Source organism: Leuconostoc lactis KCTC 3528 = DSM 20202 (assembly GCF_014651235.1).
In the GTDB taxonomy this organism is placed as follows: Bacteria; Bacillota; Bacilli; order Lactobacillales; family Lactobacillaceae; genus Leuconostoc; species Leuconostoc lactis.
Genome location: NZ_BMWM01000032.1, coordinates 1 through 13,245 on the forward strand (window position 1 = coordinate 1; position 13,245 = coordinate 13,245).

The 13,245-nt window shown below is 37.7% G+C and carries 9 protein-coding genes and 2 pseudogenes; 1 reads left to right on the forward strand and 10 read right to left on the reverse strand.

Translation table 11 applies throughout. The annotated features are described in order from the left end of the window. Positions 1-192: 192 nt before the first annotated feature. From IE039_RS07575 to IE039_RS07605, 7 genes and pseudogenes are all read right to left on the reverse strand, one after another. Positions 193-2,112, reverse strand: coding sequence for a glycoside-pentoside-hexuronide (GPH):cation symporter (locus tag IE039_RS07575; RefSeq protein WP_010001728.1), 1,920 nt, complete (start codon positions 2,110-2,112; stop codon positions 193-195). Positions 2,113-2,127: 15 nt separating this feature from the next. Next, complete coding sequence (locus tag IE039_RS07580) at positions 2,128-2,529, reverse strand: beta-galactosidase trimerization domain-containing protein (RefSeq protein WP_010005095.1); 402 nt, start codon at positions 2,527-2,529, stop codon at positions 2,128-2,130. A 55-nt stretch (positions 2,530-2,584) separates the two neighbouring features. After that, entirely contained in the window at positions 2,585-3,586 is a 1,002-nt protein-coding gene (gene galE, locus IE039_RS07585; RefSeq protein WP_010005097.1) for a UDP-glucose 4-epimerase GalE, read from the reverse strand. Positions 3,587-3,592: 6 nt separating this feature from the next. Further along, positions 3,593-5,101, reverse strand: coding sequence for a UDP-glucose--hexose-1-phosphate uridylyltransferase (gene galT, locus IE039_RS07590; protein WP_059442684.1), 1,509 nt, complete (start codon positions 5,099-5,101; stop codon positions 3,593-3,595). Further along, positions 5,101-6,291 (reverse strand): galactokinase, encoded by a 1,191-nt coding sequence (locus IE039_RS07595; protein WP_010005099.1) that lies wholly within the window; start codon positions 6,289-6,291, stop codon positions 5,101-5,103. The genes galT and IE039_RS07595 overlap by 1 nt, the downstream gene beginning before the upstream one ends. Before the next feature lie 15 nt (positions 6,292-6,306). Continuing rightward, positions 6,307-8,475: an alpha-galactosidase gene (locus IE039_RS07600; protein WP_189428980.1), complete on the reverse strand. Its 2,169-nt coding sequence runs from the start codon at positions 8,473-8,475 to the stop codon at positions 6,307-6,309. A 243-nt stretch (positions 8,476-8,718) separates the two neighbouring features. Beyond that, positions 8,719-9,399: pseudogene (locus IE039_RS07605) on the reverse strand (IS6 family transposase). Between the two features lie 103 nt (positions 9,400-9,502). On the opposite strand from IE039_RS07605, the pseudogene IE039_RS07610 reads away from it, so the two are divergent. Further along, positions 9,503-10,186, forward strand: a pseudogene (locus tag IE039_RS07610) (IS6 family transposase). A 138-nt stretch (positions 10,187-10,324) separates the two neighbouring features. On the opposite strand, the gene IE039_RS07615 reads toward IE039_RS07610, so the two are convergent. The 3 genes from IE039_RS07615 to IE039_RS07625 all read right to left on the reverse strand — a co-directional run. Continuing rightward, on the reverse strand, positions 10,325-10,918 hold the full coding sequence (locus IE039_RS07615; RefSeq protein ID WP_189428981.1) for a HEPN domain-containing protein: 594 nt from the start codon (positions 10,916-10,918) through the stop codon (positions 10,325-10,327). Positions 10,919-10,920: 2 nt separating this feature from the next. Beyond that, entirely contained in the window at positions 10,921-12,075 is a 1,155-nt protein-coding gene (locus IE039_RS07620; protein WP_010003356.1) for a DUF262 domain-containing protein, read from the reverse strand. A gap of 447 nt (positions 12,076-12,522) precedes the next feature. After that, positions 12,523-13,245, reverse strand: a 723-nt coding sequence (locus IE039_RS07625) for a transposase (RefSeq protein WP_506511130.1), incomplete at its 5' end; no start/stop codon positions are given.

Genomic DNA, 13,245 nt, shown 5'->3' on the forward strand with positions numbered 1-13,245 from the left:
ACTCAACTGGCAATCGCCACGAAAGGTTTTTCAGCAGTTTGCAGTGTTCGGTTAATTCTTGCAATCTACCATTTTTTTAACAGTAACATCCGAAGCCGATACTGAAAATGAAAGAAAACTAGTTATTGCGATTGTAGTGATTACTACCCACCAATCTCTTTTTAAGTTCATACTTTCCGGCCCACCTTTAAGTTATCTTTCACTCCTGAATGTTAATTTTGCTATCTGCTCCCCTTGTTTGACGACACGATTATCAATTTGTTGAACGTCTATAATGTTTTCTGGTTGGGTAAAGTACATAATAACGTCATCTTGATACCCGTTTTTCGTAATTAATTTCTTATCAAAGCTCATCAAAAGATCTCCCTTTTTGAATAATTGGCCGTCCACATAATGTGACACAAACCCCGCACCTCGCATATTGATAGTGCCTATTCCTACATGAATAATTGCTTTTAATCCCTTGTTAGATACAACACCCAAAACATGTTTTGTAGAAAAAGTAAAGTCGACTTTGCCATCAAATGGTGCAAATAAATTACCTTCTTCCGGATCAATAGCAAAACCAATACCAGTAATTGTGTTGCCATCAACCTCATTAAGTAGCTTTTTTTGTCCTGAGGCAGGTGCAAATATTTCTTCAAGTTCAACATTCACTTCAGAAGTATTAGCTTTTTTAGCGCCACTTGATAAAGTTTTTTCCAGTTCAATAACGATTTCGGCATGTTTTTTCTCGGTAATTTTAACTTTCCACAAGAATATAACTAAGGCTAGAATAGAAAAAAGAAGTGGTGTGTAAAAAGCATAAATTTCAAAGGTATTAATTTTTGATGCACTAATATCTCCTGCGGTAGCTGATCCAGTCATGCCCGCCGTAATTGCAATTATTCCGACGATTCCGTTTGAAAAAGCACCAGTTATCTTGTCTAACATAGGTCGAACCGCCAAGACAACAGCTTCGTTGCGATTACCATTTTTTAATTGTCCGTATTCAATAGAGTCAGTTAGTGATAAGACAACAACCAGTTGCGCAAAAGTAAAATTAAACAAAATAAGTCCTATTGTAACCATCATCATATTTGTTTTTCCGAATATAAAAAACAGATATGATAGGATCATTGCCATTTGCCCAATACTAAATAACACTTTCCTGGTGATAAACTTATTTAGAACGGGATACAACGGAGCAGTAGAGAACCCTATTACTGTTGCAATAGCACCAGCAATCCAAAATTCGTTTGGTTTTCCTAGTACAAACTTAAAGAAGTAAAATAAAACACCATTGGTCACAACATACGCTAGTGAATACATTAGATATGCTAAGCTGATCCATAAAATTTGGTCATTATGAATAATACCTGAAAATACATCTTTAATGCTTGTTTTTTTTGTTGCAGCATTTCGAATCAAGTTATCTTTTTCTTTAGTTCCAAAGGCTACTGCCAAAGCTGATAAAACGGCTACAATGGAAACAACTATTGAAAATCCAAACCACCCCGAAGGCCCTTGTTCGTGTTTTCCAGTTGCGATAAAAGTGAAGTATGTGGTGACCGGAACAACAATCATCGTAAGACCATTCCAACCAATAGAACCAGTAAAACTCCCTAAGGAAGTAAAAATTCCTCTCTCTTTACTGTCTTCAGATATAGCCGGCACCATTCCCCAATAGGCAACATCTGCAAATGAATAAAAAATATCTAGTAAAATAAATAAAACTGTGAAAACGATCGCAAAAGCAATCCAATTAATATGAGCCAACCCAAAAATTCCAGTAAATATTACAACTAATAACACTGAACTAACAACCGCGCCAATTACTTGCCAAGGTTTAAATTTTCCCCATCGTGTTTTTGTATTATCTACAATATTTCCAAGAATCGGATCAATAATTACTTCGGCCAAACGAATAATTACTACAAGAGCCGTAATTAAACCAATTAACTTGTTTGCTACCGATTGCGGTAACCCATCAAACATACCACTCGTGACATAAACGATGAAGTAAGTGCTTAATGCACCATAGAATGCAGCGTGCCCTAGATTACCAAGTGCAAAAGAAATCATTTCTACTAGCTTATTTCGAGAAAACTTCTGTTTAGTTATGTCTTTCATATTCTTTCTCCTAAATCAGTCCTTTGTTGCTACGATAACCTGATATGGTTCCAATGTAGTGCTTCCATTTAAACTATTCCCTGACAACATCTCCGTATAGCTATCCTTAAACAAGGCAATTTGTTTATTATCGGTATAATTTGTAATGAAATAATATTTTTGACGCTCATCCTGCCGAACTTGTACACTTAAATGTGCATCAGCATTTTCAAAAGGAATTTGTGAATCACGAAGTGAGTATTTATCAATTAATTTACTGTAAAATTTATTTAAAAAAGCTTTTTCCGTTCTGTCAGCAATCATCATAGCGGTGCCAGAACCCAAATCATTTTTTGTTAAGGCTGGGCTTTGAGCATAAAAATCATCTTCATAATAAGCGAGTGAGGTAGCGTTTTTCTGTTCAAAAACATCAACCAAATGCGTTCACGCATTCGTTGATGTTCTCTTTCATTGTAGGTTTATCACTAAGCAGCTAGTCATTATGATGATCATCATAGCCTTTAGGGTGGCTCTGATGCCACTGCCAAGCTGTCTTGATAATGTCTTGCACATTATCATACTTTGGTGCCCAGCCCAGCACCTCTCGTGCTTTATCTGAATTGGCAATCAAAATATCAGGATCACCCGCTCGACGTGGCCCAATTTTAGCTGGAATATCAACCCCTGTTGCTTCCCGTGCCGCCTCAACCATCTCTTTCACTGAAAATCCAGTTGCTGATCCCAAGTTAAACTGATTTGACTCATGCCCATCAGCTAAATACTGCAATGCCAAAATATGCGCATCAGCCAAGTCTAAGACATGCACATAATCACGTACATTAAAGCCGTCTGGTGTGTTATAGTCATCGCCAAACATTTCAATATAGTCACGTTGTCCCAAGCCAGCTTGCAAAATAATTGGTACCAAGTGTGTTTCAGGATTGTGGTCTTCGCCAATCGTGCCATCTTCTGCTGCACCAGCCACATTGAAATAGCGCAACGCGACCCATTTAACCCCGTCAGCTTGATCGGACCAGTTCATGATTTTTTCCATCATCAACTTTGATTCACCATAAGGATTAATCGGATTTTGCGGATCAGTTTCCTTAATCGGAATATGCACCGGATTACCATAAGTTGCGGCGGTTGATGAAAAGACGATTTGTTTGACGTCATGTGCTTTCATCACTTCCAGCAACGTAATCATGCCACTAGTATTGTTGTCAAAATATTTCAGCGGGTTTGCCACTGACTCTGGCACAATTGAAAAGGCTGCAAAATGAACCACCTGTTCAATTTTTTCTTTATCAAACACTGCCGACAAAGCTGCCTTATCACGAATGTCAACTTGATAAAATGTCGCTGCTGGATTAACCGCTGCGCGGTGTCCAGTGAACAAGGCGTCCACAACCACCACGTCGCGTCCTGCTTCAACCAAACGTTTCACCATGTGTGAGCCAATATATCCTGCACCACCAAGTACTAATACTGCCATTTTGATTTATTCCCCTACTTCGATTTGCTTAATAAACTTTTCCAGACCATCTTGTCCAGATTGATCATTTTTGAAGACACCTGCATCCTCAAGTACGCGACTGAAAATCTGTCCCACGCTTTGTTGCACGATATGGGTCACATTATTCGCGTTAATCACTTCAGATTGCTTCAAAGCATTTGCCCATGTTTGGTGTTTTAATGCAATGTTATTATCATTGCCTAATAAATATTGCGCAACTTCAGCTAATTCTGCTTTCAAACGTGGCGGTAAAATCGCTAACCCCATCACCTCAATCAAACCAATATTTTCTTGTTTAATATGCTGAACATCTGGATGCGGGTGAAAAATGCCATCTGGGAAAGTGTCAGATGTGTTATTATCACGTAATACAAGATCCACTTCATAATGGCCACTTCGAAATCTAACAATTGGTGTTACCGTGTGGTGCCGTTCACCATCATCACCATACGCACGAATTGAAAGAGAGGCATCATCATAATTTTGCCAAGCCATCATAATTTTATCAGCGGCATTTAGTAACTTTTCACGATCATCGTCGATTAAGCGGATAGTTGTCATTGGCCAATTTAAAATACCCGCTTCATGTAAATCACAACCTGCAATGGTAATTTTTTCTTTCATGACTGCTTTTGCCATTGGTAGTTCATAACGACCAGCTTGAAAATGGTCATGTGATAAAATTGAGCCACCGACAATTGGTAAATCCGCATTCGATCCAATGAAATAATCTGGAAACTTAGACACAAACTCTAATAATCGTGATAAATTTTCGCGATCAACATGCATCGGGCGTAGATGTTCAGAGAGCACAATAGCATGTTCATTGAAATAAGCATAAGGCGAATACTGAAAATACCATTTTTCGTGTCCCAATGTTATCGGAATAACACGATGATTGGTGCGCGCTGCATAATCCAGTCGTCCCCAATATCCTTCATTTTCTTTTGCCAATTGTGACACGGGATATTGTGATTGATGTTGGTTTTTATTTTTCAAAGCAGCCGCAATCGCTTTAGGATCCTTTTCTGGTTTGGATAAGTTAATGGTAATTTGCAGTGTACCATATTGTGTGTCTACCGGATAAGAAATATTTTGACTGATTTCACGTGTTTTAATGTAATTACTGCGTTGGGATAAATCAAAGAAATAATCAGTTGCTTGCCGTGGAGATTGCTGATAATGCTCCCAAAACATTTTTCGAACCTGTGATGGCCTCGGTACAATAAAATTCATGAGTTGCGCACCTAGCATATCAGTATTCATTTGCCGCAACGCTAATGTCCCATTTTTTTCGGCAACGGCTGTCAGCTGATCTAATAACGATAGGGTCGTTACACTGTCATTATCTAGCAAGTGAGGTACCGTATTATGATTTGTTTCACCAACTAATCCCATAATTTGATTGACCAAATAAATTTCGTCATCAGTTGTATAATCAGATTCTGCAATAATTTTTTTTGCGAATGCTGTGAATAAATCAATTTCCGCCATTATGCCTCTCCTGCTACTTCACCTGCCCAGTGTGCACCATTGCCAATGTTAGCGACATAAAATGATGGTGCATAGCCAACAGCAGATTCATATTGGCGTCCCACTGTTTCTTTCAGTTGCGCAACAGCATCGCGATGGACTAATGCAATCGCACAACCACCAAAGCCTGCGCCTGTCATGCGAGCGCCAAGTACACCATCAACCTGTTGCGCTGTTTCAGCTAAAGTATCTAACTCGATACCAGTAACTCCATAGTCATCTTTTAACGATTGGTGCGAAGCATTCATCAATTCACCAAATTCTTTAAGATCATCATTTTTTAATGCCTTTACAGCCACCTTGGTGCGTTCATTTTCATAAACCGCATGTCGTGCACGCTTACGCAAGGTTTCGGAGGATAAATTATCAGCATATTTATCAAATGTATCACTATCGAGTTCACCTAAATATTGAATCGGTACATATTTTTGCAATTGATATACAGCTTCTTGCGTTTCACGAACACGCTCGTTGTACTTTGAGTCCGCTAATTCACGACGTTTATTCGTATTCATGATGACAACTACATAATCACCCAAATGAATAGGCACCATCTCATAAATCATCGTATTAGTGTCAAGGTAAATTGCCCGATCCTTTTCACCAAAACCAATTGCAAACTGATCCATAATGCCTGTGTTAACGCCAACAAAGTCGTTTTCTGCTCGTTGACCACTGGCAACCAATTGCAACCTTGGAATCTTAAGTTGGTACAATTTTTGAGCAACAACGCCAATCAATAATTCCAATGATGATGACGATGACAAGCCTGAACCATTTGGAATATTACCTTCGATGACTAGTTCAAAACCATTTTCAAACTGATTACCATACCCTCTAAGGGCCTGTAATACACCTTTAACAAAGTTACCCCAAGATGCGTGAGGTAATTTGTCTTCATTATCAATATCAAAGGTAATCACACCTTGTTCTGGAAAATTAGTTGAATAAATTTTGACATCACGATCTGATCGCAATGCCGCTACACCATAAGTTCCTAGCGTAATTGATGCTGGAAAGACATGACCGCCATTGTAATCTGTATGTTCACCGATTAAGTTGATGCGACCCGGTGAAAAAAATTTATCACTTGGCAAATGGTGAAATTGACTTTCAAAAACCTGCGTTAATTTTGTGTAAGTATCAGACATTTCAATCTACCTTTCTTACTTTAATTCGTTTTCTTGGACTTTAAAATATCTAACTGATGAGGTAAAATCTGCTTGCTCAATCGGCGCATTATATAAACCAATTGACATCAACTCGTCCCCAGAAAAACTTTCTTGTGTGGCTTGATCAACATAGAGTGCCTCGGGCAGCAAATGGCTCATCTTTGTAATACTAAACGCTGGTTGCGCCGTTGATAACACACGATAATTAAACAAAAGCGCCTCTGTTTTATCTTCATTCACAAATTCCCAAGCAGTTTCGTTACCCTCAAACGGACTTTTAATGCGATAAAAATTGCCATATTGAATCAACTGCCGTTGTTGCTTATAAAATGAAATTTGATCTTTAATCTCACTTTTTTCTGCATCAGACAATTTGGCTAAGTTTAATTCATATCCGAACACACCCGCAGTCGCAACATCGCCACGTACTTTCAAACTCGTCTTGCGACCAGTTTGATGATTAGGAGATGCCGAAACGTGAGCGGTCATGCTTGAAACTGGATAACTCAATGTTGTACCATATTGAATTTTCAAACGCTCAATAGGGTCTGTATTATCAGATGTCCATGACTGTGGGAAATAATACAGCATACCGGCATCAAAACGACCGCCACCACCTGAGCAACCTTCAAACAAAATTTGAGGATATCGGCTGGTCAAACGATTAGCCAAATCATATACACCCAACATATATCGATGTGCTACTTCACCTTGACGATCAGCTGGCAAAGCAGTCGAATAAACTTCAGTCAGATGACGATTCATATCCCATTTAATGTAATCAATTGGCACATTGTCCAAAATGGCTACCATTTGATCAAAAATATTGTCAACAACTTCTGGTCGTGAAAAATCCAGTACATATTGATCTCGACTGGGTGTCATGACACGTTCTGGAATACGTAGTACGTATTCTGGATGGGTGCGATATAGGTCAGAATTTTTAGAAATCATTTCTGGTTCAAACCAGAGTCCAAACTTCATTCCTTTGTCATGCACTTTTTGTGATAAACCATTTAATCCACCACCATCTTTTAACTTGGCTGTGTACTCAAACCAATCACCTAGTGAACTATCATCGTCATCACGATGACCAAACCAACCATCATCTAAGACAAACATTTCAACCCCTAGTGGCGCAGCCTCATCTAAAATTTCTTCAATTTTTTCGGCATTGAAATCAAAATAAGTTGCTTCCCAGTTGTTGATAACAATGGGACGTTGTGCGTACTGGTATTGTCCGCGAGCCACACGTTCCCGCAAAAGGTGATGATAAGCTTGCGACATACCATTAAGGCCCTCATCCGAGTACACCATCAGCGTTTCTGGTGTCTGAAAACTGTCGTTTGGTGTGAGTTCCCAAGAAAAGCCCTCTTCATTAATACCAGCTAAAATGCGCAACTGATCAACATAATCTTTTTCTAAAGTAAATTGATGATTGCCAGAGTAAACTAACTGAATGCCGACCGCCTCGCCTTGATTTTCTGTCGTGGTCGATGCAACCAAAGCAATAAATGGGTTCATGTGGTGTGAACTGGTACCACGATGACTTGCAAACGTCGTTAACCCTTTACGCAATGCCTGCCTTTCAATGCTTCGCTCACGAGCATGAGCACCCGTCAAAGAGATAACTTCCAAATCATTGGCAGGTAAATCCAATTGGAGCGACGCGATTTTTTCAATTTTCACATTTTCGCTAGATAAGTTTTTTATGTTGCTCCAGCGTGTTACAACTGGCCTGTCCGCATAAATTGTGTAGTATAAAGTAAGTTCGACATTTAAAGTAACATATTCCAACACAATTGCTAAAGTTTGCTCCTCGTCATCAGATAATACGTAAGCATGTGGTAAATCGCTTAAATTTGTTTTACCTTTTTCAATTGCGTACGATTTAAAGCGAAAATCAGTAGCTTCGGCACCATCTACGCCCCGTAATTTGATGGCAGCTTGTCTAAAATCGCCTGTATCATAACCACTATACTCTTGTAACAACGTATCTTTTGAAAAACGACGGTCTGTTTGATGAGGTTCTCCAGCTAAGTTAGGTGAAAAACCGCGATCTAATCGTTGATAAAGACGAGAACCATGATAGCCTGATACCTTTTTGCCAAAGTACAAGTGGCTCAACACCCCACCATCTTCGATTTGAATCAAGTAAGACACCTGCTGATTTGATAGATGAAAAACTTGTTGTTGTTCGTCAAAAAAAAGTTTGCATTAGACATTTGCTTCCTCCAAGAAAATATTTACTAAATTACAAACATAGTTTACCACCTGTTTACTAAAATGTAAACGGTTACTTATTTTTTTTGAACGTTTCTCGATAATGTAGTTGACTGGGAATTGTTGCCCGGTTCTGTTGCGAAGTTTGAAAATCAAACGCGCCCTCTATGAACTCCAAATATCTTAGGCTGGTATTCCCATTAATACCTTGATTTCAGTAGACACCGAAAAGCCGAAGAGCGTTCCATTTCTTCGGTTCTTTTTATATATTCCTCGAAGGGTCTCCATGCCCTTAATCGTGGAAGAGGCTGTACGGAGACTTTGATAAAATTTATTCCGTCGTTTAATAGGTCGATGGTCTTGTTCTATTAAATTGTTAAGATACTTCACAGTTCGGTGCTCTGTCTTAGTATATAAACCCACACTCTGTAACTTTCTAAAGGCGGAGCCAAGAGAAGGTGCTTTATCGGTCACAATTGCTTTCGACTCACCAAACTGTTTATGGAGTCGTTTTAAGAAAGCATAGGCTGCTTGCGTATCCCGTTTCTTTCGTAACCAGATATCTAAGGTTAAGCCGTCCGCATCAATTGCACGATAAAGATAATGCCAACGTCCCTTAATTTTGATATAGGGTTCGTCCATTTTCCATGAATAGAAGGATTGTCTATTTTTCTTCTTCCAAAGATAATAGAGGACTTTGCTGTACTCTTACACCCAACGATAAATCGTAGTATGACAAACATTTATTCCACGATCATATAACAATTCCTGAACTTCACGATAGCTTAGATTGTAACGCAGGTAGTAACCAACAGCGACAATAATGACGTCTTTTTTGAATTGTTTGCCTTTAAAATGATTCATTACTCTGTCCTCTCTGTCTTTTTTCTCAATTTTACACAAAAATAGATTTTTTGGAAAACTTTGCAACAGAACCCTGGGTGCCAAGAAACGAGGGATTGCGCGCATGAATCACTTTAAGGGACGCCACTTTCAAAAGGACATCATCTTAGTAGCCGTTGGCTACTATTTCAGATTCAGTCTCAGCTATCGTGACATCGTTGAATTGCTTCGGGATCGGGGTATCACTGTTCATCACACCACGGTCATGCGTTGGGTTCATCACTATGGCCCCATCTTTAAGGCTCTATGGCGTCGGCATCAAACAGCTCACGCTAAAAGTTGGCGAATCGATGAGACCTATATTTGAGTTAAAGGCCGTTGGGCCTATTTGTATCGCGCTATTGACAGTAACGGTTTGACCATGGATTTTGAGCTACGAAAACACCGCGATTATACCGCATCCTATCACTTTTTGAAGCGTCTCTTGACGACCAATGGTCGGCCTGATCGATTAGTCACTGATCAATATCGGGCAACACTGAAAGCAGTGAAGCACCTGATAAAGCAAGACTATTTGAGCAAATCAGCCCACCAATGTTCCAAATATCGAAATAATTTGATTGAACAGGACCACCGATTCATTAAACGTCATCGTGTCCGCTCAGCAAGCTTTCAAAGCATTCGAACCGCTAGTGCAACGTTGAGCGGTGTGGAAATTGTTCACGCAATACGCAAAAGAACCCGACGAGAGTTAAGTCTCATCGGGTTCTCAGTCGTGGACGAATTAGAAGCATTGTTAGCTGCATAACCTTCAACATAGGATCAATAGCTGGTTAGATGGTCATCTCTCACACTGTTTGCACCAGATCCAATAAAAATAGTCCAATTTATTGACTTCTGAGCAAAAATTCTGGATTCTGAAATTGTGCAACTAGTGAAAAATTTACTAAATAAAGTTATCATCTAAAATTTTATCTAATGCAATGATGAATAAAAGACATTTTAGGTAGTTTTCCTCAATATCCTGGATGGTAGTTGAAACAATTGCATTTCCTTCGTGCGCAACACTATTACGATTGTTTTTTAGGGACTTTAATGATGTTTTAAATTCAGCATACGTCAGAGAATGTTCAGTAGAATTTATCATATTTTTTAAAATAGTATTACTATTGAATTTCTTTAGAATTTCTTCCACATATTCAATATGAACGTTCCTACCTTTCGCATCTATGATTACATCATCAATAAAAGATTCAATAAAAGTATTATCAATTTGAGAAGCAAAATGAATATTTAACAATTGTTTAACAAATATTTCAATAGTTGAACTAAACTTAATAACAATAAGGTCTTTTTGGCTTTGAGCTAGTAAATTGGCCTGTTCGCTAATATGAACATTATTAAATTTTTGATGAATTTCCCTTAGCAATTCTTCATTACGTTCTATGTAACTAATAATGTTTGTATAAAAATCCTTTTTTGCATCAGAACATTGACTTTGACATTGTTGATATTTCGCTAATACTGTCAAATATTGCATAGCTAGTCTCCAAAAAAAACGCGATCAGTAATCAAATGACGTTTCTGGATGAGATCATATCGAGTTCGTCTCGTATTCTGTGTTACCTCAATAAATTCTTGATCATTTAGTAATTTTTGCTTTTTTTCTTCAAATGTATCGGCATCTAGTTCTGGAATCGTGCCATCCTTGGAAATCTTTTTTGCAAAGGACACTAAAATAGAGTCAAACATTATATTGTCGAACCATGCTTTATTATCAGAAAAAGGATTATCATATTTACTTAAGTATTTAATACTCTGGATAAACAAATCTTTAAGAATATGAACATTTTCTTCACTATTATCATATTTAGTTTTAGTCGTGTCCATAAACAAATTCATTTCAGTTTTTAAAGAAATGATATCCGACGTTGCAATATCCTTAATAGAATAAATTAGGAAAAATCTCAGAATGTATTCAACGTCACGCATTCTTTTTTCTAAATTATGTCCACTTATTATCGATGTCCACTCTTTCATTTTGTTGAGATCTATTAATGTTTCATTGATTTCATTGTGATAGATACTGTTACGGATCTCTTGTGAAGATAGTCTCACACCACCAGTATTAATTCTTTCAAATATTTGAAATAAACTAGTATCATCATCTTTTGGAGCATCTTGTTTAAATATTATAGCGTGGATAGTTGAAGTTTTTATTTTTCTCTGATCGGCAGGTGACAGTTGACTAAAAGTCTTTCCGGCCCAAAGAGAGTTTATATTGTTGGAAAGTTTAAAAATTTTATTTTGATCCGTTAGTCCATTGATAAAATTGGAAATGGTTGTTAAGCGTTGCAATCCATCAACAATCCAGTACGTAGAGTCTTGATTTAATGAAAGAAAAATGCTGGGAACTGGTAATCCAAGTAAGATGGTTTCCATAAATCTACTTGCTATTGGTAATTGCCAAACATAGTTTCTCTGTATCGACGGCTTGATTAAATCTCCTTCTTGAATCATAGAATGTAATTCTCTAAGTGACAAATCTGCACCATAGGAAGTAATGGAAAATAAATCCCGAGATGCTATGCCATCTTCAGAAGCATTTTCATCTTCATCAGATAGAATTGGATCAAAAGTTTGAGTTTCCTCATCATTTAAACTACTAACGATGTTATCTTTTTCAAAATTTGACATATTAATTTAATTTCCATTTCTCTAACACGTAGTTAGCTCAAAATAACTATTTTACAAACTATTTTAATAATATTCTAAATAAATATAAAAAACAATAGTATTTTACAAGAATATACATGTAAACCAGTTTTACATGCCTGGAATGATATTTTCATCTCGCCATCCACGTATTGCGTGATCATTATGGACGGCATATTTTTTGACTAATTTAGTCAAACTATTTTGACCAGATAACCATTTCTTAACAACCATTAATTTAAATTCATTTGAATATTTTGGCAAAAAAAAACCAATAACTTTACGAACAGATTTTTTCTACCAGAAGTCAAGTGTTTCAATGCATTTAGCTTCTTTTTATTATGCTGCAATTGATCATCAAGCACTACTAAAATAAACCGATGTCTTCACATTGGTTTTGCAAAATGTTAGGCTTATAAATGTACAATTCTAGCGCTTTGACGCTGTATCGTAATCGTACAATTGGTTATTCAAAACCAGATAGTGCATGGTTCGTAAGAGACGTGACATCGCACCAATAGCAATTTTCTTTGTTCCCTTTGACATTGAGGATTGCTTTTTCTTTTGATACCAATCATTGATATGATTTTGATGACCATAAGTTGCCGTACTAGCAATGTTACTAATGGCTTTGAATAGCACTTTTCTGGCGATTGTATTACCTCGCTTTGTGATGAACCCAGAACTTTTATAATCACCTAATTCAGCGATTAGAGAAACCACTGTTTTGTCCGAAAATCCTGGTATACTCTGATAAATGTCATATTCAGGTAAATTTTTGGTCTGATCAACCACAGTCGCTAAGACATTGGCCTTGCTTTGAGATAACGCAATTAAGCGCTGCGCATAATAACGCACCTCGGTGACATTATACGAAGCAACGGCAACAGCAGGCGCTGATAGGCTGCCAAGCGCCACTAGTTTATCAACGAGTCGTGTTAAACGCGCAATACCGATTTGACGACTGACGCTGCTTTGAATCGTATCGGATAACGTTTGTCGTGAATGCTTAGCCATTGTGGCATGAGGGATTAACGACACAATCTCCCAATATTGTTGGCTATCGGTAGTTGAAAACAAGGTTTCAATTTCTGGGAAAGTCAATTGAAGCAAACGATGTAGCCGATTTTTAGCGGACACAATATCGTGGTT

Bases quoted from the DNA above. Each gene is read 5' to 3' on its own strand.
- IE039_RS07575 (WP_010001728.1), bottom strand. From the start codon at position 2,112: ATGAAAGACATAACTAAACAGAAGTTTTCTCGAAATAAGCTAGTAGAA.
- galE (WP_010005097.1), bottom strand. From the start codon at position 3,586: ATGGCAGTATTAGTACTTGGTGGTGCAGGATATATTGGCTCACACATG.
- galT (WP_059442684.1), bottom strand. From the start codon at position 5,101: ATGGCGGAAATTGATTTATTCACAGCATTCGCAAAAAAAATTATTGCA.
- IE039_RS07595 (WP_010005099.1), bottom strand. From the start codon at position 6,291: ATGTCTGATACTTACACAAAATTAACGCAGGTTTTTGAAAGTCAATTT.
- IE039_RS07615 (WP_189428981.1), bottom strand. From the start codon at position 10,918: ATGCAATATTTGACAGTATTAGCGAAATATCAACAATGTCAAAGTCAA.
- IE039_RS07620 (WP_010003356.1), bottom strand. From the start codon at position 12,075: ATGTCAAATTTTGAAAAAGATAACATCGTTAGTAGTTTAAATGATGAG.